This is a genomic window from Crenothrix polyspora, assembly GCF_900163755.1.
Classification (GTDB): Bacteria; Pseudomonadota; Gammaproteobacteria; order Methylococcales; family Methylomonadaceae; genus Crenothrix; species Crenothrix polyspora.
Genome location: NZ_FUKI01000101.1, coordinates 47,869 through 71,751 on the forward strand (window position 1 = coordinate 47,869; position 23,883 = coordinate 71,751).

Here is a 23,883-nt window from a genome sequence, read left to right on the forward strand (position 1 = left end):
TCTGTGTGTTGTAAGGCAAAGATAAAGCGCGTTAACTTAACGCACATTACGTATCAAAAAATTAGCACGGCCACAACTTAACCGGCTACGACGCTGTATATCAATACCGCAAGTTTTGGCGGTTTGGCCTTTTTTGTCAAAACAAACATAGATTTCTTGTAAAAAACGCCCCCCGTCTACACAAGAAAAGGCAATCGCATTTTTAGTTAGCTTTGGGTTGTCGACCAATATTAATTCATTGAGCTGTGCGCTGGTTACGCGTAGGGGTTTGGTCAAATTTTGCAAAACACGGGGTATCAGCACCGATTGTTTCAAATTTTGGGATAGATCTAAATAATCGCGTGGAGACAATTCTGAACATGTGCCGTGTTTTAGCCATTCGTGTACGGCTAATTTGGCGCTGGGGTAAAGTGTTGCAAAACTATCCAGTAAGCTTTTAGGCAATAATTCTTTACTGCACGATTGTGGATAGCCTTTATCATATTGTGGCCATAAGCCATGCAGTACCGCGCCATAGTTGCGCATACATTGATTATCTTTAGGGTGTGTAGAGCAAAATTCCGGTGACCAAGACAGACTTAACACGTAATAATCAAATGGTTTTTTGGCGGCGGCATTTGTGGTTGGTATGCACAGTGTTGCTAAAATCAATAAGCTATTCAGTAGGTATTTCATGGTTAATCTCTTGGGTTATTGGGCTACCAATTTAATACGCGAAAAAATGTAGGTTGAGCTGCCTGCGTGAGGGGTATTGTTTTTTCAGCTTTAAGTCATCGCGGGTTATTGCGTATTTATCGTTAATTTCTACGGTTAAAAGCTAAAGTATGCAGCCAAGAAAAATAGTTTTATGGTGGTGTGTTGATTAATTCAGCAAGTCAGCAAAAACTATAATAAGATAGCAACTGTTTCATTTTAACAGAGCTTACTATGTATCGCTTTATTCTCCTTAGTCTTTTGGCATTCCCTGTGTTTGCAGATGAAGAACAACCCCCCGTGCTTGAGGCCGTGCCTGAGGAGGCACCGGAGTCGCCCGCAGTGGTAGAAAGTGGCGAAGAAATGGAGCCAGACATTACTATCGTACGTAAGGCCAAGAAAACTATACAGGAATATCGTAGGGGCGGTAAGCTGTATATGATAAAGGTGATACCTGACATTGGTCCGCCGTATTATTTTATGGATACCAATGGGGATGGCAAGATGGATGTGCGGCGCAGCGAATTAGACAGAGACAGTAATATTAATATGTGGAAACTGCTGGAGTGGCATTAAGTCAGTGACGCTCACATAGCCGTTATGCCTTGTTTTACTGCGATTACCTCGCGTATGTTTTCGCTCCAAAGGTTTGTATTTTTTCCTTAGCGAGTTAGTAAACAGCCGTACGCCGTTGAAGAATAGCCATTGCTCACTTGATGCCGATCTGGCGTGACATTGTGCTTATGACCTGCTGGTAGCAAATCACAAAATCCCGCGCCAAACTTTGAACACCCTCCCAATATTTAAAATCTACTAAGGAACGCGCACGAAATAACTTGAGCAAGTTCATGCTTCGACAGGCTCAGCACGAACGGTGGTGGCGTTTAAGTTGTTCAAGTTATTTCATGCACGTTCCTTAGGGCAGTTACAGCCACCGTTCGTGCTGAGTTTGTCGAAGCATGAACGGCACACTTCGACAAGCTCAGTGCGAACGGTTACGCTGTAACTAACGGTAACTCAGAGGTTTTTCACGCAAAATTTCATATCAAAAAATAACAATAATGTCAATAGTAATAATGCACTTTATTTGAGGTAATAATACCATTGACTTTATTTTTGTATGCTCTAACATCTAAAATAACGTACTTATTTACTTACAGGTATAAAAAATGTAAACTGAATTTACACAAATTAGCTGAACAGTCGTATTAATCATTAAAATATATTAATTTAATGTCAAATTGTTAATGGTTAGCAGGGTTTTTTTGTGTACATAGTTTAAATTAGCGACTAAGCGTTCTTTAGTTTCCTGTAATAGCCTCGTATAATCGGGAGTAGTTTATATAAAAATATTATTTATTTGTTAAATTTATTTACTAAGTGTAGTAATTAGCATGTTTTATGTTAAGTAAAACACTGATCCTTATAGGGGAGTTAGTGCATAAATACAGCGTTTTCACTATTAATACATACGCTCTAGGTTTTAAGATCAGTCTCTGCCTGATCCTCATTTAGGTGTAATCAACTTGATATAAAAATGCTGTATAAAAATTAAGCCAAACAATAGGGAGATGTATGAGTACTAAAAAACCTAACGTATAGTTAACTAAATTTTGGAGAAGATCATGGCTGTTTCTATCAAGTTGGTAAGCAATGAAATCATAATACCCTACAAAACAAAATTAGAACCTGTCTCAGCAGTAACTGAGTTAAGCGCATTCCATTTGGAGTCTCAGGCACGCAGCTATTGCCGTCACTTCGACACGACATTTGTTAGCGCCTCTGGCAGCTACATGACAGATGCAACAGGCCGCCACTTTATTGATTTCTTAGGTGGAGCTTCCGCTCTCAACTACGGCCACAATGACCCCGACATGGTTCAAGGGCTTATTAACTATCTTGTTGCAGGGGGCGTAGCGCATAGCCTAGACTTGCACACTTGGGCTAAAGCACGCTTTATTGATGCCTTTAATCACCTTATACTCGCCCCCCGTTCGTTATCGTACCGACTTCAATTTACAGGACCTACAGGTACGAACGCTGTTGAAGCCGCGCTCAAGCTGGCTCGAAAGGTAACAGGCCGCACCGAAATCATTGCTTTCACCCAGGGGTTTCATGGTATGTCACTGGGGGCGCTCGCCGCCACCGGAAACCGCCATCACCGGATGGGCTCTTCTATCCAGCTTCCAGGAGTCATGCGGGCTTTTTACGATGGCTATTTTGGTGCCGAAATAGACACGGCGGCCATGTTGGATAAAGCCCTCAGCGACCCATCAAGCGGCTTTGATGCCCCAGCGGCTATCTTGCTGGAAACTGTGCAAGGAGAAGGTGGGCTGAATACGGCTTCCGCCGCGTGGATGAAGAAGATTGCCGATATTGCAAAACGGCACGGTGCCTTGCTTATTATTGATGATATCCAGGCTGGCTGTGGTCGCACCGGCAGCTTCTTCAGCTTCGAGCCACTGGGCATAGACCCCGATATTGTCGTGCTGTCCAAGTCTTTGTCTGGCTTTGGCTTACCGCTGTCGCTGGTGTTGATTCGTCCGGAACACGACCAATGGTTACCCGGCGAACACAATGGCACTTTCCGGGGCAACAATCACGCATTTGTGACAGCGACTGTCGCATTAGAAAAGTTCTGGGCTAACAATGCACTGATGTCTGATGTACAAAGACGCGGCACTTTGATCGTCGATGCGCTTGAAGAAATGGCAAACTATGTTCCAGGTTCACGTATTAAAGGACGCGGTATGATGCTGGGTCTCGATGTGGGTGATGGCGCACTGGCTGCAAAAATCTCAAAACGTTGTTTTGCTGATGGTCTTATTATTGAGACAGCAGGCGCTCGTGGTCAAGTCGTCAAAATTTTGGCACCTTTAACAACACCTGACGCAGTACTTGCCGAAGGCTTGTCGATTGTAAATGTCGCCATCGCCAAGGAGATGTCCAAGCTAGGAGCGAAGTCATGAGCCGCGCCTATGAGAGAACTCGCAGTGCAAACATCCAGATAGAGGGTGAGTCGGCAAACTATTCACCTTCTTGGCAACTGAAGCACGTCCCTATTCGCGGCCCTGTGGAAGCGGATAATTGCCAAGAAGCCGCCGTATTAGTCAGTGCTCGTCATTGGAACAACGTCTATCCAGTGGGCGAACGTTTCCACGATGTGTTTGAGCGTAGGTGTTTGCAATTTGGGGAGGCGGCTTACCGTCATCTTGCAATAGATTATGGTGAGGTCGCGGTTACTTACTCCGAAGTGCTTGATAGAGCCAATCGTCTTGCGCGATTCTTCGAAGCGCACGGTGTCACCGCTGGCGCACGCATTGCTCTGTTGCTTGATAGATCTATTGATTCTTATGCGGCCGTGCTGGCGGCATCAAAAATCGGCGCAGCCTATGTGCCGCTAGACACCTCATTTCCGACCGACCGCATCCACTTTATGCTGGAGGATAGTACCGTCAGCGTGGTTATCACCTTGCGTGGTTTCGCCAATCGATTCACAGGAGTCAATGCGACAGTTTTATCATTGGATGCGTGTTATGATGACATAGACGCACTTTCAGCAGCGCCGTTTAAACCGGTCATCAATCAAATAGCCACTGATCCGCTGGCCTATATTATTTATACGTCGGGTTCGACTGGCCGTCCTAAGGGTGTGCCTATCCGGCATTCAAGCATTTGTAATTTCATCCACATCGCATCGGCACTTTATGGCTATGTGCCATCGGATCGAGTCTATCAGGGCATGACGATTGCATTCGATTTCTCGTTTGAGGAATTGTGGGTTCCCCTTGCCGCAGGGGCTACGCTGGTGCCCGCGCCGTCACAAGCCAAGTTGATCGGTAGCGACTTGACGGATTTTCTTACCACCCGTAATGTAACAGCGCTGTGCTGCGTCCCTACTTTGTTGGCAACCCTTGAACCCGTTCTACCACAACTGCGTTTCCTGCTGGTTTCCGGCGAAGCGTGCCCTAGCGATGTTGTCGCCAAGTGGCTTATACCTGGGCGACGTGTGTTGAATGCCTATGGGCCAACCGAGACCACAGTTACCGCTACTTGGTCGTTACTTGAACCGAACAAACCTATTACCATCGGCGGGCCATTGCCCACTTATTCCGTGGTCATTATTGATCCCGATACACGACAGGCGCTTGAAGCTGGGGAAGCCGGTGAGATTTGCATAGCGGGTGTTGCATTATGTGACGATTATGTGAACCGGCCAGATCAGACGGCGCGGGCTTTCATCCCTGACTTTTTAGGTTTACCAGACAACCCTTGTGGGCGGCTGTACCGCACCGGAGATTTGGGGCGCATTAATGCCAGCAACGAAATTGAATACCTTGGCCGGATAGACACCCAGGTGAAAATTCGCGGTTACCGTATCGAACTGTCCGAGATAGAATCAGTAGCGCGGGGTGTACACGGTGTTGATCAAGTGGTCGTACAACCGTTCGATCCCGATGGTACTGGCACAATACTTGCCGCTTATCTCACCGCAATGCGAGCTGACGAACAACTCGACATGGCTCATATTGATGCTGCGCTGCGTGCGGCACTGCCAACTTACATGGTGCCGGCTTACTACAGCCAGTTAGATGAGATTCCGCTTTTAGCCAGTGGCAAGGCTGACCGGAACGCATTACAACCGCCGTCAGGTAGCAAATTTTCCGCAACCAGCGCTGAATTAGTCGAGCCGCGAACGGCACGGGAAGGTGAACTTGCCTTGTTGTTAGCCGATGTTTTAAAACGCGAGCAGGTTTCTGTGACGGCCAATTTTTTTGATGAACTGGGTGCCGATTCCTTGAGCATGGCAGCTTACGCCACGGTTATTCGCAAACAACTGGGTTTGCGCCGGGTTTCTATGCGGCAGCTTTATGAACACCCGTCGATAGCTGATCTTGCCATCGCCTTGGATAAGCTATCGATAGTGGCTAAGGTTAGCCCCTCCCCTGAGGCAGAGGTAACCAAGCCAGATGCGGTCAAGCCAGAGGAAGCCGTATCCGCAGAACCCTTCAGGCCAGCAGGTGTAAAGCGCGCCGCCGAACGTCACGGTGTAGCGCCGCACATAGCCTCGAATGCCGCACGTTTCGCAACGGCTATTGCCCAGATTGCCGTCTATGCCATCGCATTGTTTTTAAGCGAGTTGGCGATAGTGGCGGCTTTCCATTGGGTTAGCGCCGGTGTAGGCTTTGTTGATATCTACCTGCGTACGGTTTTGTCAACAAGCAGTATTTTTTTTGGCACAGCCGCCATATTGATTGCCACCAAGTGGCTGGTCATGGGCCGGTTTACTACCGAACCTATTCCGCTGTGGAGCTTGAAATACCTGCGCTTTTGGATTGCGCGGATGGCTATTCAGGGAAATCCGTTAATCCTTTTTGTCGGTACATCCATCTATTCAGATTACTTACGCTTGCTCGGTGTGCGGGTTGGCAAGGGGGCTATTATTCTCACCCCTACACCGCCTATTTGTACTGACCTTGTCAGTATCGGCGCGCACAGTGTTATCCGGCAAGATGCCTTGCTCCCAGGTTATACCGCCTGTAATGGCTACCTGTATCCTGGCACTATCAGTATCGGTTCCAATGTCCTCATTTGTGAAGCCACCTTACTTGATATCTTCACCGCCATCGGTGACGGCAGCCAGCTTGGCACTACATCGGCGCTACTTGAGGGACAGGCTGTTCCGGCAGGTTGTGTTTACCAGGGGGCACCCGCAGAACCGTCAAAATCTAATTTTGACCGTGTTGCGTCTTGTCCGGTGTCAAAGTCGCGTGAGATTTTTTATACAACCTTGCAACTTCTTACCCATTGCCTTGTTGCAGTGCCTGCTACAGTAATGGTTGTGTCACTGTTGTTTTATGCAATCATTGCGGCAGTCGGCCTGAATATACATTTGAGTGGATGGATGTTACTTGAGAATGCGGCCATTAGCGCAGGTGTAATCTACTTCGGTAATTTGCTTCTGCTCATAATCGTAGTCCTTACTGTGCCCCGTGTCTTAAATTTGTTTGTTAAGCCGGAGGTGGCACACCCGCTTTACGGGTTACAGTATGAGCTAGCAAAGCTCATCGCACGCTTCAGCAACAACCAACTGCTTAACAAAGTATTCGGCGACAGCTCGATGATCATTTACTGGCTGTCCGCCGTTGGTTACGATTTGTCACGCAGCACCCAGACCGGCTCTAACTTTGGTATCGAACAAAGCCATCACAACCCGTTTCTGTGTGAGTTCAATCGTAACACGCTGATATCAGACGGCTTGAAAATGTTGAATATGGAGGTATCGTCCACGTCGTTTATTATGCGTAAGGTTGCCATGCCAGCGGATACTTACGTAGGTAACTCAATCCACTATCCGGCCGATGCCCGCTTGGGTGCTAATTGCCTGATAGCCACAAAAGCCGCCCTGCCGATTGATGGCGAGTTGCGTACCAATATTGGCCTGCTGGGTTCACCGTCTTTCGAGATACCACGCACCGTAGCGCGTGATCATTGCTTTGATCACTTTAAACAGCCCGCCATTCTTAAACGGCAATTGGTAAAAAAACTGCGCTCGAATCTGGTTACCCTGGGGTTATATTTTCTAAGCTCTTGCATGATTGTCAGCTTGGGTCTATTGTTGAGTTATGGCTGTTTTAAACTGTTCGGTGTATCTGGCGCGGACGGTTCAGGTTCGACCATCCTAATAACCACGCTGGCATTAACCGTTGCATCCCTGGCTTTTATTTTTCTAACGGTAGTGTTCGCTATTTTTTGTGAACGTTTGGTGTGCAAATTTCGTCGTCTACAACCGTTGTATTGCTCATTGTACGATCCTTTATTTTGGGCGCACGAACGCTTCTGGAAATTTCACTACACTGATGGTTTGCTGACCTTATTCAATGGTACGCCTATGAAGCCATTTTTCCGTAGATTGCAAGGCGCTAAGATTGGCCGCGGTGTCTTTGACGACGGCGCAGGACTTTCTGAGCCTAGCATGGTGGAAATTGGCGACAATTGTACATTGAATTTCTCCTCTCATTTTCAGCCCCATTCACTTGAGGACGGTACGTTCAAGTCCGACCTGATTAAAATGGGCGCACGCTGTACGTTGGGGACTGGCGCTTTCGTGCATTACGCAACGGTGATACATGACGACACCGTGCTTGAAGCCGATGCTTTCCTGATGAAAGGCTCGGTGATGGAGCAAGGCACGCGCTGGCTCGGAAATCCTGCGCGCGAAGCTTCCACGACACGGGACATCACATTAATCATTAAAAATGGAGCAAAGAAATGGTAAGCCAATCCATTACTGCTATCGACATGCCATCGGCTGATGAGTTCGTCGAAAATTACATCGCGAAGAATCAACCCGTTATTGTAAAAGGCCTGGATTTTGATGCCGACCAATTGAAGCCGGAGGCCTTAAAAGCCAGTCTTGGCGACTTAACAGCACTGCTGTACGGTAGCCTGTTTGATCTGGAGGATATCCTTAGCCTCAGCGACTATATGGACGATTGGTTCAACTTAACGGGCGCGATGGAAGAAAACGTGCCCTATGTGCGCTGGTATAACAAGCTAAAAGATGTTGACTTTGCCTGGGGCGATGAAGCCTTTCAGCGTTTGGCTGCCGTCTGGCGGACACCGCACTGTCTGCCCAAGGCTGATTTTTTGGTGCCGGTTAGTGCAGCGGGCGCGGGTACAAATCCGGTATGCGATGCGTTTCCGTACCGTGGCCTGCTGGTTGCAGCGCGGGGGGCGCGTACCCGCTTGCACCGGGATCCGTTTTGCAGTGATGCCGTGGTTTGCCAGTTTTATGGCACTAAAGAAGTCGCCTTGTACCGGCCAGAACGTGCGGATGAACTGACTAAGGCATCCGATGGTACGTCTTTTGGTGGCTTTGTTGATGTCCGCGAGGACAAGCTGGATAGTCTTTCGGCAATACCGGACTATCATGGCTTTTTGCGCCCAGGGGAGATGGTTTACATTCCGCACGGTTGGTTGCATGATGTCATCGTGACCGAAGATTCCGTTTCTATCACCTGGAACTTCGTGCATCGTCAGGGCGCTAAAGAGTTCTCCCGCTATTTGGCCAGTCAATCAAACGGTGATCCTGAGTTTGAAATATTGCAGTATTTCCATCGGCCTGTAGGTTCGACGAAGCTTACCGCGAGTGAGATTTCTAACTACCATTTTGCAGCGAGTTAGATTTGGCAAGGGCGACCGCACCCGTCACGACGATAGTTCCTAGATAATAATAGAAAACCGAAAAATGAAACGGATCAAGCTCTTTTATGTCATGTTCGATCCGCAACCAATCTGTGCGGCAATCCACGGTCGTTGGCGCAGGTATCCGCAGCGTAATTTCCTCGAACTCGATAAAGCGGCGGGTGAGAGGGAATTGGGCTTTATAGACAGCCTCTTTAGCGCTGAACAGACAGGTTGCCATTTGATCTCTTACCAATGGGGATTGTTGGTTAAGGTATTCAATTTCTGGTGTCGTGAATACAGTTGGCCAAATAGCAGGATTGCGTCTTCCGCACTGCTCGGCATCAATGCCTATTCCGGCTGGGTGTTGCCCTGTTTTCGGCAGCCATACGACAGCGGCGGCAAACTTACCCGTGTGTGTCATCGACCCCATTACACCCTCAGGCCAAAGGGGTTCACGATCAATGCCGCATGCAATGGGCGTAGGCAGTTGCTTGAGATTAACCAGGCCACGCTGAGCCAAAATTCGACCAACGATGAATTCCTGGCGACGAGCTGTATTACCGGTATAAAATTTCATGTCGTTATGGCTTTGACTATCAACAGTTTCGATATCTAAAGCCCAATGTACGGCAATCAAACGATCGCAACCGGCAACGATAAATTGCTGTTCAAGCTCTGGAAAGCGCGTATCAGTGGTCATCGTTTACCTACACGTAGCAATCTTATTTATTACCTTTTGGCGTTTTTTATTCTCTATGGCAACACTACTTTAGAGGTAAATGCAGCTGATAAGTATAATAAAATGGGTACTAAATCCCAAGAAAACAGCCATAAAATCGACGATGACGATGACGATGATGACAGTGACGATGATGACAGTGACGATGATGACGACAGCAAAGACAGCAAAGACAGCAAAGACAGTAAAATCGATAAAGTAGACAAAGCAGGTAAAGTAAGCAAGGGCAATACGGATAACAAAGTTGCTGGTGGCGGCAAGGATGATAAAAAAACAGAAGATGGTAATGATGATGACGATGAATCAGCAGAGCCAGGTCAGCTTTCAGGTTTTATCAATAGTGAGGTTGAGGCGGCACAAGATTGGTTAAGTGACAGCGAGGGAGATTCTCAAGCGGGATTGTCTGCCAATATGTATGGCTTGGTAAATCTGCAACTAACTGCCGGTTTAAAACTCGGTACGGAATTAAGTTTTGAAACTGAGGGGGATGGTGAGTATCTCGCGCTTGAAAGCCCTTCGTTATTTTTAAAAACCCTGAATTTTTCATACTCTGGCGAATTAGGTGGCATTGGCTTCGGGAAAGTAAATCACTTCAATGAAGACAATCTTGTCGATTCGATTTGGGAAAGATCTGTCAATTTATTTATCAGTTTCCCTGGCAGTGATTTAGACCTTAGCGAAACCATAGGTGTGCGTGCGTGGCTGAATCTTGGCCATTTTCTGGATATTGATCACACCCTTTATGGTGGCGTGTTCTTTCAAGATACTACACTCAATCGTTCTGTTTTTACCCAGCGTGCCCCATCGAATACTAATGATAATAATCTCTCCATCACCGGCAAACCCAATAATTGGGTGATTAGCCTACACGGTGATGAGCTACCTTATTTACCCGATTGGGAATACAGTGTCGGCGTTGTCAAACAATTACCCGGTATTGATGATTTAAATAGCGAACTGAGTGTTTTCTCCGGTATATACGGGGAATTCGAGCTGGACAATGACATGGAAATTTCACCTTTCGGTGAATTTGTGTATCGGGATGGCGCAAATGGCCAAAACCAAAGCGCGGCATCTGTTTTGCTGAGTTTGTCCGTTGACACTAAACCGTGGATATTTGGCATCTCTTATTCGCACCGCCACCTTATCGACCATGATAACGATAATGCAGTCACTGATGACAGTGATGCGCAATTGTTCGCCAGTTATTATTTTGAATCAGGCCTTTCTGTCGATGTAGGCTATCAGTTTCTAAAACAAGACAGCGAAACAGCGCACGCCATTAACCTCGCTGTCAGTATTCCTTTTGAATTCATGACAAATCTTTATGGAACAGACCAAGCCGCCGCAAAAGGACTTACCCGCAATAGCATGAAAAGAAAAATTCGTCGTTAAAAGCTACGTGTCTATGGGCTGAAGTGATATTGACATACAGCGTTTTCAATTTAGGACAGTTACAGCCACCGTTCGTGCTGAGCTTGTTGAAGCATGAACGGCACACTTCGACAAGCTCAGTGCGAACGGTTACGCTGTAACTATTGAGCTGTGAAAACGCTGTAGGTTTTAGCCATCAATTAAGACACATAAACACCATAACGCGGGTTTTGTGATTGAATGCATTACCAACAATCTGCTCTGGTTGTATCATCTGATTTTAAGGGCGGATCAAGACTTCTCTTACCGGTATGATCCAAGATAAATGTACCACATTCGTCTTCTTTATTAAGGGGCTTTGCCCATAAGGTGTAGCGGGTTATATCGGCTTCCTTAATGCTTAAATCATAGTAGCGATCATTACCATCTACCGGACTTTTATTAGAATAAATGGCTGGCGCACCGGTGTCTTTTTTATTGTTATCACCACAAATATTAGCCTCGGTACTGGTATCGATAGCAGCATCGCAATAGCTGTTGGTTTCGCTGTAGTGTCTTTCCATTGCATTAGCAAACGATAGCAAAGCAGCCTTGGCATCTTCTCGACGGGCTTTTTTAATATGATTTTGGTAATTAGGCACAGCAATGCTGGCCAAAATACCAACAATTGCCACAGAAATCATCAACTCAATCAATGTAAAACCGTGTTGTTTTTGTGTCATGGTGTGCATCCTGAATGGCTTATACATAGTGAATAACTCGGTGTGTTGGTGCAGGTTACTGCAATTGTCGCCAAGATTTACGAGTGCCTTTTGCATTAGTGCTAGCGGCTAAACCACTAAGCCGTATTATTTTAGCCGCAGAGTTATTAATATATTTAAAGCTAACGCGGCTGTCACTGCCTTCAATAACAAGCGGTGTTTTAATCAACCCCATATCAAGATCAATGCCCGCTGCAAAATGTTCAAGACTGTCTTTTGCGCCGTGTTGATTGTCATCGGGTATTGTTAGTTTATCGTGTGCATCCACGGTGTTATCGTTATTGACATCAAGCACTGCCGCATTAAATTCGCCGCCGGTTAAGGCATCAAGCTGCATTAAAAATGCTTTGCCGCCAAACTGGCAGGAATCGGGGTTGGGGATAGTCGTGGAAAACATAATGCTGCCTTTGTGCAGTAACGGCGAACTGATAACCCGCTCACCTTGTGCCAGTGTGTAAGGCTCTGCAACTAAATTTAATGCCCAACCGTTTTTATGCACACTGCTGGCTGTACACGCTGGGCTGGCAGCGCTGTAACAGACGGTATTTTTTGACAGCACACGAATTGATTGGGTGGTGGCGCATGCACCCGTGCCGGACGCACAGCGTGTGTTGGCAAAGCCTTGGTAGCTTATACTTTGCTCTTGTAAGCTAGCGCGATCAGCAATAGTTGTGCCTTGATCCCAGATACCGTAAAACGTTTGTAGTTGTGGCTGTGTGCCGATACTATTATCGCTGGTATCAATATATTTGCCGGTGCCAAAGTAAACCATAAGGCCGGTGTTATTTTGATCTAAGCCGACTTTGCCTAGCGTGGGTTTGCCGGTAATTGCTTGCCGATTGCTAGAATTACAGGCGGTGCCCGCTGCGGTGCATGCTACAAATAAAGGTTTGATCGGCACTGGCCAGTTGCCAGCACTGGCAGATAAATCGAATTTCCACAGATTGCCGTATAAATCGCCGGCATATACGCTATCAACACCGTGATCATTATTGGTATCGACCGCGACGGGAGAAGACAGACCATTTTTACGCGCTGTTGTACCCGCGTCAGTATCAAGTTTTTGTAATACCGCGCCGGTCAGTGCATCTAAAATAAACAATACCGCGTGGCCATTGTCACTGTCATAACCATTACTGACAAGCACCGCCCAGTGGCCGTCTTGCAGCCTAACCACGCTGGGCTGTGCTAAGGTGTAGCCTAAGTCGGTATCGTCAGTATTGCTAAACTCCCACAAAACTTGCTGGCTGCTAAAGCTATCAGGATAGGTAATATCCAGTGCAAAAACCGCGCGTGCGCCAGCGCCGGTTGTACCTGCTAGTAGGCTGTGCCACTGTGATCCATCATAGACATCGCCCACACCTAATGCACCATCGACATAATATTGATGGCTGTAGTTGGCTTCTGGGAGTTTGCTGAGTTCGGGGAATAGGGCATTGGGAACGTAGGCAAATGTTTCTTTACCCCCCTTTACGGCACTGGCATCAAAGCCATGCAACATACCGTCGTTAGCACCCGCGTATAGCATAGGCCGACGGGTGCTATAATCGATATTGTGTCGAAAGTTATTATAGCTGCCGCCTATACTGGCTAACGTGCCGTAACCATAGTCTTGTGTACCGACAAATACCGGTTCAGAATTTACAATATCACCGAGTAGTCGATTTCTTTTTCTAAAAACAGGGCTACGGGTGTTGTCGGTATTATTGGTTTTTTCGATATCAGTAAGGCCGCGTAACCAGTTTAATCGGAGCGCACCGGTGTGGGATTTCACAGCCGTATTCAAGGTATTTAAATAATGTTGCTGTGAAAATGGCACGGGTGCGGGTGTGTCGGTGTCTTTACTCAGTGCCTCCCATTGAAAAACAATGCCGTGTGCGCCAGCTTTGGCAGTGGGGTTATAAGTATAAATAGCCCGTTCGTTTGGCGCTGGAATCCACGCCTCCCAAGTTGGTGTTAGTGTGCCGCTGTTATCAACAGCGAATGCCTTTAATGCGCCACTCCAGTCTTGACTATTGAAGGTTGCCTGAAAAATTTGGGTTTCGTCAGTTAAATGAGCCGTGTTGCTGGTAACGGCGCTTGCGGAAGCCGCTGGTTGTGCTAAAGAAGTAGACGCTGTGTTTAATGCGCTGATTAATGTTAAGGGTTCGCTGAGCTGTAAATAATGATCGGGTTCGCCGTCCGTGTTGTTGTCCCACTCACTGTTTGTCGTAGCTACTGTATTGGGGTTGTTGTCGGCATTACTGTCTATAAAACCGCCGTATTTTGCAGTGAGCCACAACGGGTTATTGGGGCCTGTATTCGGGGAGGTGTTGCCAATCACGTAGGTGTTAATAGTTTGTGCGCCTGTTAGGTCGGTGCGTAAGTCTTGGCTATTGGCATACCACGCTAAACCTGCAAGAAGGTATGGATTATCGTGTGTTTCAAAGCTTTGTTCGGCACTGTTAGTACAACTGTTGATAACGCTACCAAGACCCGTGTCAACAATGTTTTTACGGATACAAATTGCCTTGTCGGCACTGTCAGTAGTGGTAAAATTAGTCAGATCAAAGCTATAAGCCGCTGATTTTTCTGGTTGGTAACGTTGGCCATTTTCCAGTGCGCCAACTTGGTCGGTGAGGGCTTTGACGTTAATATCGCTATCAGCGGGTGTGAGTATAGCCCCGTTGCTGTTAGCGTTTTCAGCGGTATTATTGATAACAGGGCTTGAAAGCTCGATACTGGTTTGTGATTTATTTTGCCAAGGATACCCAGCGTTGACAGCAATGATAGTATTTTTCTGGCAGGCATATTGGATAGGATCTTGCCATTCGTGCGCCTTATAAAACCAGAAACCGTCTGTTTTGTTGTCTGTGGCTGTGCGGCGAATGCCGGTGTGTGTTTCAGGTGTTGGATCTTGATTTTTAAAGTAGCGAATGCCCTGATAGAACAAGTCAACAGTAGGTGAAAAGTGTGGATAACCGCTGTTGCTAAATTGGTTAAGGTAATTAATGATGCCGCTGTTTAAGCCATCTGTGCCGCCATCAGGGTTATGAACCAGCAGGCCATCGCTACTAAATTCTGCGTTGGGGTTGGTAATAACAGCGCCGCTGGCATCAGGTTTTAGCGGGCCGATATATTTCATGTTTGCGCGTAATACTCCCCCTTGCTGACGGGCTGTGTTATCTGCTGGGTAACTGTTTAAGGCGAAGCGTTTAGCGCTGGCATTTTTTTGTAATAAACCTTCGGGTTTATAATACCTGTTACCGTTAGTAGTGTAGGCGGTGCAATTGGCTTCTTTGTTGTGGGGGTTTTCACACAATTTAATATGGATGTTGAATATACCTTTATCCGGTGTGCGGCTACTTGCATTGGCGTAGCCAGTGCCTACGTGCATAACAAAAGCCCCTTGCCGCGTATTATTTGTGCTGGGCGGCGCGTTATCAAAATATAAGCTGCTATTGGTATAAGGTGTAACGCTAGCGGGTGCAACATTAAGGCGGTGATTAATCACTTTAACCGGAAACCATGACGGGTGGCTTAATGCTCGTTGCACCACGGTGTTGGCTGGGGTGTCGCTTATCCGGTTACCGCCGGTCATAGCCCAGATAAATTCGTCGATGGCGGTCATGCTGACCCAGTTGAGGAAATTGCCGCTCCAACGTCCGTTTATACTGGCTGAGCAGGTATGCTTAATCGCCATGTCGCCAGGATTAAAGTGATCTGTGCTGTAGTCATAACATTTTTTAGCATCGAAATAACCCAAATAGTCGTTATCAGGAAAATAACAGCTACCGACATTATCCGCAGCACTATCCCCCAGTACGTTATCAATACGACCTTTACAGCCTGCCGGATTGCCTGGCTGATCACTGTAAGCTGCACCGCCCATTGGTTCTTGTGCAGAGAAATTAATTAACACGTTAGGATCGGGGCTTAGTGTTAAAAACAGCGGCGATTGTGCTAATGCGGCAGCACTGGTATTGGGTAATAATACGGCTATTAAGTACAGACTTGGTACGGGGCGAAAATTTTTTGCAATGGGGTGGGTGTGCTGTTTAAACGCGTTAAATGCAACGTGATATCGTGCTAATCGCCTAGACATAATAGCGCTCCATCTATTAAAGCAGTGAATAAATAGATTGCAACATCACTACGGAATCAACTGAGCTACCGGTTGCGCGCGCGGTAACGCGGTAGTTTTTTTGTTGATCGGCAATAGGGCAAGGTCGTGCTGGCGTTGTGCATACGGTGTTTATTATTTCTATGATGTAACGGGGGTATGCACTGCGCTGTGCTAAGTCAGTGGATGGGGGCGTATTCTTGTCAGCAATGTAGGCTATAGATTGGCTATTGTCGCTCCAAATAGCTGGATTTTCCCAGATGTCGATGGCTTCTTGTGTGCCATCGCAATTAATATCTCGTGCTTTAAATAAACCGTTTTTACAGTTAAACGCAGTCGTTTCGAGACTGCCGACATAGGATTCACCCGCCAATAATGCCGATTCTGCCGCCTGAAAGGCCAGATCACGATTGCGTGTGTTGCCAGCTATTTTTTCCTCTAGGGTTGCGGTATGTACGGCGGTGGTGCCGATCAGGGTTAGCAGTAACATGACAATTAAACTAACGACTAATACGATGCCCGCTTGCTGTTTAGAATATTGGCGCATAAGTAGGTATCGTTGATTACGTTAGTCGATTACGCAGCGCAATAGTTGAGGTAAAAACTTTTCTTAAGTGCCGGTCGCCGCTGTGTGTTGTGCCGTTATAGGTATAACTGAGGGGATTGTCGGTTAGATTATCTTGTGTACTCACAATTAACAGGCTAATACGTATGCTCAGCACTTTTTGCCAATCGCTTACTGCATTGGCGGTTACGTAGTAGTTAGGGGTTTTATCGGGGCGGATGTCACTGTCCACGCCGTAAACAATCTGCATTTGTTCTATGCCTTCAATCAATTCTTCGGCATTGTCGGTATCCTGTTTGCGGTACAACGCAGGCTGGTTAGCAGGGTTCTTTCGGATGTAATAACTAACGGTGTTAATCGGCCAAACTTGCCCCTGTACATAAGTGGATTTTAAGTCAGTTGTTCTGTTTTTAGGCGTACAACTGCCGTCTGTGGTGTGGCTAAGTGTGTTACCGGTTATGTTGCTGATTTGAAACACCGTCGCTGATGAGCAATTGGATACCGCCGCTAGCGCACAGTTATTGGTGTTTGAAGCATTTAAAAAACCAGCGCTTTTTAACTGTGTTCTAGTTACGCTGGTATCCAGTGTTATTGCTGAGGTGGCGGATGGGTGAGCGTTGACTGTAAAGCTTTGCTCATTAACACGACGAAGGCTGATAATGTCGGAGCCTGTTAGCGCAGAGGGCAGGGCGGCGCTGGGTAGTGCCGGTGTCCATGCTTTTGCTGAGCTGGCTTCAAAGCCTTCGATGGCTTTATCAAAGCGGTAGAAAAAATCGTTGGGGGTATTTAGGGTGTTGGTTAATGTGGCTTGGCTGCTACAGCCTATAAACCCTGCCATACGGAGATCTTTGCTTAAAAAGTCTATTGCATAGCGGCCATTTTCTTGCAGTTCTGCCAGTGCAGTTTGTGTGCGGTAGGTTTTTTTGCTGTGGGTAAAAATCTGTAATATACCACCGAGTAAAAATAACCCCAGTAATAATGTCACCATTAGCTCAATCAGCGTAAAGCCTTGTTGCTGGGTGGTATACACACGATGGCTCACAAACGGAAGCTCATATCGAAGCTGGTTTTTTCAAGGGTTTTTTCATCATGGTCGTCATCACGCTTTTCATCCCATGCGATAGTGATGGTGTAGGTTTTTACTTCTGCGCCTGTTTTAACTATTGTGCCGGTAGCGTTTTTTAAAATAGCAGTGTGTATGGCGGCATTCCATTCAAAAAGATCATGCTCGGCCATTTTTTCAGGTGTGCATGTTGTAGAGATTTTTAAGCAATGCTCTGTTTGCGCCTGTGCCTCTTCGGGCTTCATAAAGCTGGACAGATACTTGTCCAAAACGCTGGTATTAACACGCATTCTATCGGCAATATCGTAAGCCAGCTGGGTGGCTTGGCTACGGTAATATGCACTTTGATTATTTTTAAGGCTGTGCGCTTGTAAAGCAGCCAAGCCTAGCAAGCCTACTGCCAATAGCATCATGGCAATGAGGACTTCAATTAAAGTAAAGCCGTTATGTTTATTCATCGTTGTGCTTTAAGGCGTGCAACTGCTGATGTTTTTATTAATACCATTTTCTGGAATCCCATTGCTATCACTGTCAATACCTAGCCGGATACGTCCGGTGTTATTAAGGATAATGACTTTTGCTGATTCTAGGTTATCGGGTGTGCTGCGATTGGTGTCGCACAGTATTAACGTGGTGTTAGCAAGACCTGAGCTTTTGACAACATTTTTGCCGGTGCTGTTAAAACCAATGGCATCGGCGCTATTGGCATGACTGATTAAGGTAAAGTTGTTTGGTAAAAATTGTTCAGACTTAGTCAGGTTATATGGGTCAGCCACTGCTTTTGTATAGGTCCGCAACACACAATCTTCTATTGCTGCGCCATTGCTATCAATTTCACAACGCTGGGCATTGTTATTGTCCTTAAATTCGAACAGCTTATTTCCGGGGGGCTGATCAGCAATATCGACGAATACCTGCCAGCCCCATTGCCAGTTTTTGGTTTCACTTGCGCCCCCTAAGCGCTCAACAGTCACTTGTGTGCCACGTTTTATCGCTTCGCTGCGGGCTAAATTTAATGCGCCTACAAATTCATTGCTGTAAGCGGTTAAGCGATTATTGCTGATAATATTGCTAAATGAGGGAATGGCTATTGCCGATAATATGCCAACGATAGTCACGGTAATAATCAATTCAATCAGGGAAAATCCTGACGCTCTTAACGATTTTTTGAGCATAGTCGATATTCTAAGTAGCCAAGCTACCTACCTGTTAAATGAAAGGATAAAGCGCTATTATCACTTAAAGCATAAGAATAATTATAGGCACAAAATTATGTTTGTGCAGAGGGAATAAAAAAGCCAATGAATCAGGGCAGATTCATTGGCTGTGTATTAGTGTTTTTTGTGTTGTGGTGTCGCGTGGTTATTTGGGACGCGGCGGATTTTTATCACGGGTATCGGTAATCAGTGAATAACATTCCATCATACTTTCGGTAAGGTTGGTATGTGCTTCGGAGAGTTTTTTGGGCGATCCAAATAAAGTGCTTAGCTCTTCAAAGGATTTTTTCGGGTCGGCTGCTTTGCTGGCGTTTAGCATTTTCGCATAGCGTTCATAGGTTAACCGGCGATACGGATCGTAGGTGAAAAACCCTGGCATATTTGTAGATGTCGTGTCGAACACGCATTTAACCATGTCTTCTGGCGTGATATTGTAATCTTTAACATCTGGTTCTTTTTGCATTTGCTCTAACAGCGCTTGTTCATAAGCTTGTTTTTCAGAACACGCTGTTAGCAGTAAAAGGCTTAAAGAAAGCAGGAAAATTTTTTTCATAGCTAAATTACCCGTGTTGATTAACTAAACAATGTAAACTGGATTTGTATACAGGGGCTAGCTTTAAAGCAGGGCTGTTGTAGGTATTAACCTTTTTGTGTCCGTTTTTAAGTGCGTAGCCGCATACGGCATTATACGCATTTTTGGCAAATACTCGCATCACTGGCTTAAGTTAGAGTTTGTAGGGTGGTTTCGCGCCAGCAAACCGCCAATCAACTCAATACCAATATCCAGTAGAGGTATTGTGGTGGATTGTCTAGCGGCGAATCCACCCTACAATTTTTTTGTCTTATGTTGTAAATATCTACGGGGTTTTTAAAACCTCGCAGGCTTAGCACTGATAAGCCAAGCATCTGGGTATGTTTAATTTTATAAATTACCTTGAGTTGTATTGCACTGCACGATGTTCAGCGCATTACGCTATCGCTAACTTGATTGGCTGCGAATTATTGTATTTGTTAAGTTAGCAGGGGAAATAAGCGAACGGTAAATACTTATTATTGGGTTGGTAAATTAAGGGTTTTAAGAGGCTTTGCGTTAGTGCCACTGAATATCATTACTGCGCTGGATTTTATTGATTTGTTTAGTAACACTGCTATGTCTTTAACATTGTCGCCGTTAAAATCATCGGTTGCGCTGAATGATTTGAAAGTGATGTTAGAGGCTATGCCAATTGCGGCAGAGCTAATTTTTTTTCCAGTAACACCATCAATTAGTAACAGGCTGTATGTTCCGCCGTTTAATCCGATTAAAGCGTAATTTGCTGGTTTGCCTTTAGTCTTGTTGGAAATAGGTGTCATGCCTAAATATTGCACAGCTTCCCATTCGCATATGTAGGGAGCCTTTTGTGATGGATTATCTGGACCACCAGAGCTTAGCCAAGTGCCTCCGCCGTATTGTCGCATCACTAAATAATTGGGACTTGATGGTTCATTGTTACTACTCCAATTTACGTAAGCCCAGGGCTCTCCAGTAATCCAAGTCCAAATTCCTTTTTGAACTTCATTCGTTCCTCCTAACCACCTAGAGGTGTCATTGCTGCCAAAATTTCCCCATATCCAAGTATTCTCTTGTAGGCTGGTAATAGTCGCCAAATGTGCGCCTCTTTTAGTGCAATCAGCTTTAGCGTCATCCCATGTACGATTATTGCTATCGAACATTTGATAAGTGTGATTATTAGCGGGGTTCACCAGTTTTCCTGTATCTGCCAATACAGATGATGATCCTATGAGTAAAATAGCAAATAGAGGTGTGGTGAAATTTTTATTATGTGACATTGGGAGGCATTCCTGCGGTTGTTTTAATTTTAATTAAAAAGGCTAAATGTAAGCGGCTACTAAGGAAGCGTAGTGCAGATTGACTGATTTGAAAGCTGAGAAGCGAGTTAATAGGCTGCAATAAGTGTTAGCCATATTGCCTCGCATGGTGTTACCCCTGAACATTCGGCGTATTGATCAATTAAGGCATTGGTGCTGGGCGGTTAGCGAAAGCCTTATTTGTCTTTATCCCAGCGCATTAAATATTCACTAATGAACTAATGGTGATAAGTAGACTACCCATTATCCTTAGGTTTTTTTTTAACAATAGCTGATAAAATAGCAACATAATCTGAATGCCATTATGTCGTTGTAATAAAGAAGGCATAATGGTTGATGTGCGCTTTGACTACTAAAATAAATCATGACTTCTACCGTAAAACGCCTTTCGAGCTTAGTCAGTCGTTCGCGGCGACAATTTCTTAAAAGCTTGGTACATACTGGCGTACTGATAGCCACGCTGCCGTATATTAAAAATGCCAAAGCCCAGGCTATTCCATTACTCGGTGGCACAGAGTTTGATTTAACCATCGCTGAAACAAAGATCGTTATTGCGGGCATAGAAAAAATTGCTACCACGATTAACGGTACAATGCCAGGGCCAACACTGTATTGGAAAGAAGGTGATACCGTTACCTTGCGGGTTAAAAATTTACTGTCTGAAGAAACCTCGTTGCATTGGCATGGCATTATTTTGCCCTATCAAATGGACGGTGCGCCGCAAATCAGTTTCAATGGCATCGCGCCGGGTGAAACGTTTACTTATCATTTTAAAGTTCAGCAATCAGGCACTTACTGGTATCACTCGCATTCTGAGATGCAAGAGCAAACCGGATTGTACGGTGCGATTATTATTGAGCCTGCGACAATCGATGCGATTCAGGCAGACCGTGATTACGTGGTGTTATTGTCCGATTGGACGGATGAAGATCCGATGACAGTATTTGCCAATCTTAAAAAACACAGCGCGTATTACAATTACAATCAACCTACTGTGGTAGATTTTTTTCGAGATATTGCGGGTGAAGGGGTTAAGTCTGCGCTTGAAAAACGCCACATGTGGAATATGATGCGCATGAGCCGCGCCGATTTAGCCGACATTTCGGCCGCAACCTATCGGTATCTGGTTAATGGCCACGACAGCACAGATAACTGGTTAGGCGTGTTTAAGCCTGGCGAGCGTGTGCGCTTACGCTTTATTAACGCATCTGCACAAACGTTTTTTGACGTGCGTATTCCAGGTCTTGCACTGTGTGTTGAACAGGCCGATGGCCAAAATATTGAGCCGGTGTTAGTGGATGAATTTCGTATCGGCCTGGCAGAAACCTACGATGTTATTGTTACACCGACACAAACTGCGTACACGATTTTTGCCCAAGCGATGGATCGTACCGGTTATGTACGTGGCACGTTGGCCACACACGCGGGTTTATCAGCGCGCGTGCCAGAGATGGACAAGCCAGAACTGTTGACGATGGGCGATATGATGGGGGCAATGAATCACGATATGGCGGCGATGGATCACAGTGCTATGACTTCTGAGCAAATGCGCCAGATGGGACATGACATGGCCGACATGAGACCTGTCAGCGTACACCATGCCAGCACGGAATTTTCTGCCAGTGTGGATATGCGGGTTGATACACCGCGCACTAATCTGGACGATCCTGGTATTGGTTTAAGAAATAATGGTCGGCGGGTTTTAACCTATGCTGACTTACATACCGTGGGCGGTACGCTGGATGCCAGAGCGCCGACGCGTGACATGGAGCTGCATTTAACCGGTAATATGGAACGCTATACCTGGTCATTTGATGGCGTGGCATATAACGAGTCCACGCCGATTCATTTTCGGTATGGTGAACGTTTGCGGGTGATTTTAGTGAACGATACCATGATGACCCATCCGGTGCATTTGCATGGCATGTGGAGTGAGCTAGAGACAGCGGACGGGCAATTTCAGGTACGTAAACATACTATTGTTGTGCAACCTGCACAACGGGTTAGTTTTTTAGTAACCGCTGATGCACTGGGACGTTGGCCGTGGCATTGCCATTTGTTTTACCACATGCACGCCGGTATGTTTCGAGAAGTGGTGGTGTCTTGATGACGGCAAAGCCATCTCTTGCATTATTTGTTACGTTGACTTTTATAGGTTTAGCGCTTGGGTTTACAGCAATTAGCCGAGCCGATAAAGGGGCATTGCACGTTACTGATACACTATCTGGCCATGATCACAGCCGTATGCAACACGATGGAATACTGTCACTGCAACCTAAAGCAGAAACCCGTCGCTTTGAGCAATTAACACCCAGCGCTATCCGGCCAGTGCCTGCGGTTTCCGCACAGGAACGTGATCCTCATGCGTATAGCGATGGTCAGGATTTCAGTGGCTTATCTAAGCCGATGATGGGCGATGGTCATGTCTTGGCTGCGTTGATTATTGATCGTTTGGAAGCGGTTAATGCGCGAGATGCGTTTTCGCTAACTTACGATTGGCAAGCCTGGTTTGGCGGTGATTATAATCGTTTGGTGGTTAGGGCTGAAGGCGAAGTGGATCAGGGTGCATTTAAAGGTTCGCGTAATGAATTACTGTGGGGACATGCGCTAACTGCATTTTGGGATACCCAGCTTGGATTGCGCTATGACAGTGGTTTAGGAACTGACAGGGTATGGGGGGCTTTTGGGCTGCAAGGCTATGCGCCGTATTGGGTATATATAGAAGCTACCGCGTATATTGGCGAGCAAGGGCGCACGGCTTTTCGTCTTGAAGCCGAATACGATGTATTAATAACCCAAAAATTGATTTTACAACCCCGTGTTGAAATGAATTTTTACAGCGATAGCGATAGTTCACGCTTGGTTAGTAGCGGATTATCTAATATAGAAGCTGGATTGCGTTTGCGCTATGAGATTAAGCGTGAGTTTGCACCGTATATTGGCATAGAGTGGGCAAATACCTTCGGTTCAGCGGCAGATGCTATAAGAGCCCAGGGTAAAAAAGCAGAAGAAACACGCTTTGTAGCGGGTATACACTTTTGGTTTTAAAATAACGCTGCTGTACTTACAGCATTTTCAACTTAGGACAGTTACAACCACCGTTCATGCTGAGCTTGTCGAAGCATGAACGGCACACTTCGACAAGCTCAGTGCGAACGGTTACGCTGTAACTATTGAACTGTGAAAACGCTGTAAAAGGTAACACCGAGATTTATATGTAAACTAGCAATGTTAATTTACAAGGTGTCTGATATTTTAATGTTTATCGGTTATTTTTTAAAGTAACTTAAAAGTGCCTACTAAAATAAAT

Annotated in this window: 17 protein-coding genes; 7 read left to right on the forward strand and 10 right to left on the reverse strand. The window is 46.0% G+C overall.

The window, feature by feature from the left end; genetic code table 11:
• Positions 1–36 precede the first annotated feature (36 nt).
• Positions 37–675 (reverse strand): ribonuclease T2 family protein, encoded by a 639-nt coding sequence (locus CRENPOLYSF2_RS07520; protein ID WP_087143341.1) that lies wholly within the window; start codon positions 673–675, stop codon positions 37–39.
• 252 nt (positions 676–927) lie between these two features.
• On the opposite strand from CRENPOLYSF2_RS07520, the gene CRENPOLYSF2_RS07525 reads away from it, so the two are divergent.
• From CRENPOLYSF2_RS07525 to CRENPOLYSF2_RS07540, 4 genes are all read left to right on the forward strand, one after another.
• Complete coding sequence (locus CRENPOLYSF2_RS07525) at positions 928–1,269, forward strand: DUF2782 domain-containing protein (RefSeq protein WP_087143342.1); 342 nt, start codon at positions 928–930, stop codon at positions 1,267–1,269.
• A gap of 1,049 nt (positions 1,270–2,318) precedes the next feature.
• On the forward strand, positions 2,319–3,662 hold the full coding sequence (ectB, locus tag CRENPOLYSF2_RS07530) for a diaminobutyrate--2-oxoglutarate transaminase (RefSeq protein ID WP_087143343.1): 1,344 nt from the start codon (positions 2,319–2,321) through the stop codon (positions 3,660–3,662).
• Positions 3,659–7,972, forward strand: a complete 4,314-nt coding sequence (locus tag CRENPOLYSF2_RS07535) for a Pls/PosA family non-ribosomal peptide synthetase (protein ID WP_087143344.1) — start codon at positions 3,659–3,661, stop codon at positions 7,970–7,972. The genes ectB and CRENPOLYSF2_RS07535 overlap by 4 nt, the downstream gene beginning before the upstream one ends.
• Positions 7,966–8,880 (forward strand): cupin-like domain-containing protein, encoded by a 915-nt coding sequence (locus tag CRENPOLYSF2_RS07540; protein WP_087143345.1) that lies wholly within the window; start codon positions 7,966–7,968, stop codon positions 8,878–8,880. The genes CRENPOLYSF2_RS07535 and CRENPOLYSF2_RS07540 overlap by 7 nt, the downstream gene beginning before the upstream one ends.
• Here the strand turns inward: CRENPOLYSF2_RS07540 and CRENPOLYSF2_RS07545 are convergent.
• Positions 8,855–9,583, reverse strand: coding sequence for a 4'-phosphopantetheinyl transferase family protein (locus CRENPOLYSF2_RS07545; protein ID WP_087143346.1), 729 nt, complete (start codon positions 9,581–9,583; stop codon positions 8,855–8,857). The two genes, CRENPOLYSF2_RS07540 and CRENPOLYSF2_RS07545, sit on opposite strands and share 26 nt — an antisense overlap.
• A 102-nt stretch (positions 9,584–9,685) precedes the next feature.
• On the opposite strand from CRENPOLYSF2_RS07545, the gene CRENPOLYSF2_RS07550 reads away from it, so the two are divergent.
• Entirely contained in the window at positions 9,686–11,017 is a 1,332-nt protein-coding gene (locus CRENPOLYSF2_RS07550; RefSeq protein WP_140396824.1) for a hypothetical protein, read from the forward strand.
• A gap of 224 nt (positions 11,018–11,241) precedes the next feature.
• On the opposite strand, the gene CRENPOLYSF2_RS07555 is transcribed toward CRENPOLYSF2_RS07550, so the two are convergent.
• The 8 genes from CRENPOLYSF2_RS07555 to CRENPOLYSF2_RS07590 all read right to left on the reverse strand — a co-directional run bounded on the left by CRENPOLYSF2_RS07555 (position 11,242) and on the right by CRENPOLYSF2_RS07590 (position 20,534).
• On the reverse strand, positions 11,242–11,718 hold the full coding sequence (locus CRENPOLYSF2_RS07555; protein ID WP_087143374.1) for a type IV pilin protein: 477 nt from the start codon (positions 11,716–11,718) through the stop codon (positions 11,242–11,244).
• A 55-nt stretch (positions 11,719–11,773) separates the two neighbouring features.
• Positions 11,774–15,841: a pilus assembly protein gene (locus CRENPOLYSF2_RS07560; protein WP_087143348.1), complete on the reverse strand. Its 4,068-nt coding sequence runs from the start codon at positions 15,839–15,841 to the stop codon at positions 11,774–11,776.
• Positions 15,842–15,857: 16 nt separating this feature from the next.
• Complete coding sequence (locus CRENPOLYSF2_RS07565) at positions 15,858–16,406, reverse strand: pilus assembly PilX family protein (protein ID WP_087143349.1); 549 nt, start codon at positions 16,404–16,406, stop codon at positions 15,858–15,860.
• 16 nt (positions 16,407–16,422) lie between these two features.
• Positions 16,423–17,466, reverse strand: a complete 1,044-nt coding sequence (locus CRENPOLYSF2_RS07570) for a PilW family protein (RefSeq protein WP_245807939.1) — start codon at positions 17,464–17,466, stop codon at positions 16,423–16,425.
• Positions 17,463–17,945: a type IV pilus modification protein PilV gene (gene pilV, locus CRENPOLYSF2_RS07575; protein WP_087143350.1), complete on the reverse strand. Its 483-nt coding sequence runs from the start codon at positions 17,943–17,945 to the stop codon at positions 17,463–17,465. Before pilV ends, CRENPOLYSF2_RS07570 begins: the two co-directional genes overlap by 4 nt.
• 9 nt (positions 17,946–17,954) lie before the next feature.
• Entirely contained in the window at positions 17,955–18,662 is a 708-nt protein-coding gene (locus CRENPOLYSF2_RS07580; protein ID WP_087143351.1) for a GspH/FimT family pseudopilin, read from the reverse strand.
• 187 nt (positions 18,663–18,849) lie between these two features.
• Positions 18,850–19,257: a hypothetical protein gene (locus CRENPOLYSF2_RS07585; protein ID WP_087143352.1), complete on the reverse strand. Its 408-nt coding sequence runs from the start codon at positions 19,255–19,257 to the stop codon at positions 18,850–18,852.
• A gap of 497 nt (positions 19,258–19,754) precedes the next feature.
• Positions 19,755–20,534: a C-type lectin domain-containing protein gene (locus tag CRENPOLYSF2_RS07590; RefSeq protein ID WP_087143353.1), complete on the reverse strand. Its 780-nt coding sequence runs from the start codon at positions 20,532–20,534 to the stop codon at positions 19,755–19,757.
• Positions 20,535–20,937: 403 nt separating this feature from the next.
• Here CRENPOLYSF2_RS07590 and CRENPOLYSF2_RS07595 point away from each other — a divergent pair, with 403 nt between their 5' ends.
• Positions 20,938–22,680, forward strand: coding sequence for a copper resistance system multicopper oxidase (locus CRENPOLYSF2_RS07595; protein ID WP_087143354.1), 1,743 nt, complete (start codon positions 20,938–20,940; stop codon positions 22,678–22,680).
• Complete coding sequence (locus tag CRENPOLYSF2_RS07600) at positions 22,680–23,621, forward strand: copper resistance protein B (RefSeq protein WP_087143355.1); 942 nt, start codon at positions 22,680–22,682, stop codon at positions 23,619–23,621. The genes CRENPOLYSF2_RS07595 and CRENPOLYSF2_RS07600 overlap by 1 nt, the downstream gene beginning before the upstream one ends.
• Positions 23,622–23,883 lie beyond the last annotated feature (262 nt).

Coding starts and splice junctions, on each gene's coding strand:
- CRENPOLYSF2_RS07520 (WP_087143341.1), bottom strand. CDS start 675: ATGAAATACCTACTGAATAGCTTATTGATTTTAGCAACACTGTGCATA.
- CRENPOLYSF2_RS07525 (WP_087143342.1), top strand. CDS start 928: ATGTATCGCTTTATTCTCCTTAGTCTTTTGGCATTCCCTGTGTTTGCA.
- ectB (WP_087143343.1), top strand. CDS start 2,319: ATGGCTGTTTCTATCAAGTTGGTAAGCAATGAAATCATAATACCCTAC.
- CRENPOLYSF2_RS07535 (WP_087143344.1), top strand. CDS start 3,659: ATGAGCCGCGCCTATGAGAGAACTCGCAGTGCAAACATCCAGATAGAG.
- CRENPOLYSF2_RS07540 (WP_087143345.1), top strand. CDS start 7,966: ATGGTAAGCCAATCCATTACTGCTATCGACATGCCATCGGCTGATGAG.
- CRENPOLYSF2_RS07545 (WP_087143346.1), bottom strand. CDS start 9,583: ATGACCACTGATACGCGCTTTCCAGAGCTTGAACAGCAATTTATCGTT.
- CRENPOLYSF2_RS07550 (WP_140396824.1), top strand. CDS start 9,686: ATGGGTACTAAATCCCAAGAAAACAGCCATAAAATCGACGATGACGAT.
- CRENPOLYSF2_RS07555 (WP_087143374.1), bottom strand. CDS start 11,718: ATGACACAAAAACAACACGGTTTTACATTGATTGAGTTGATGATTTCT.
- CRENPOLYSF2_RS07560 (WP_087143348.1), bottom strand. CDS start 15,841: ATGTCTAGGCGATTAGCACGATATCACGTTGCATTTAACGCGTTTAAA.
- CRENPOLYSF2_RS07565 (WP_087143349.1), bottom strand. CDS start 16,406: ATGCGCCAATATTCTAAACAGCAAGCGGGCATCGTATTAGTCGTTAGT.
- pilV (WP_087143350.1), bottom strand. CDS start 17,945: ATGAATAAACATAACGGCTTTACTTTAATTGAAGTCCTCATTGCCATG.
- CRENPOLYSF2_RS07580 (WP_087143351.1), bottom strand. CDS start 18,662: ATGCTCAAAAAATCGTTAAGAGCGTCAGGATTTTCCCTGATTGAATTG.
- CRENPOLYSF2_RS07585 (WP_087143352.1), bottom strand. CDS start 19,257: ATGAAAAAAATTTTCCTGCTTTCTTTAAGCCTTTTACTGCTAACAGCG.
- CRENPOLYSF2_RS07590 (WP_087143353.1), bottom strand. CDS start 20,534: ATGTCACATAATAAAAATTTCACCACACCTCTATTTGCTATTTTACTC.
- CRENPOLYSF2_RS07595 (WP_087143354.1), top strand. CDS start 20,938: ATGACTTCTACCGTAAAACGCCTTTCGAGCTTAGTCAGTCGTTCGCGG.
- CRENPOLYSF2_RS07600 (WP_087143355.1), top strand. CDS start 22,680: ATGACGGCAAAGCCATCTCTTGCATTATTTGTTACGTTGACTTTTATA.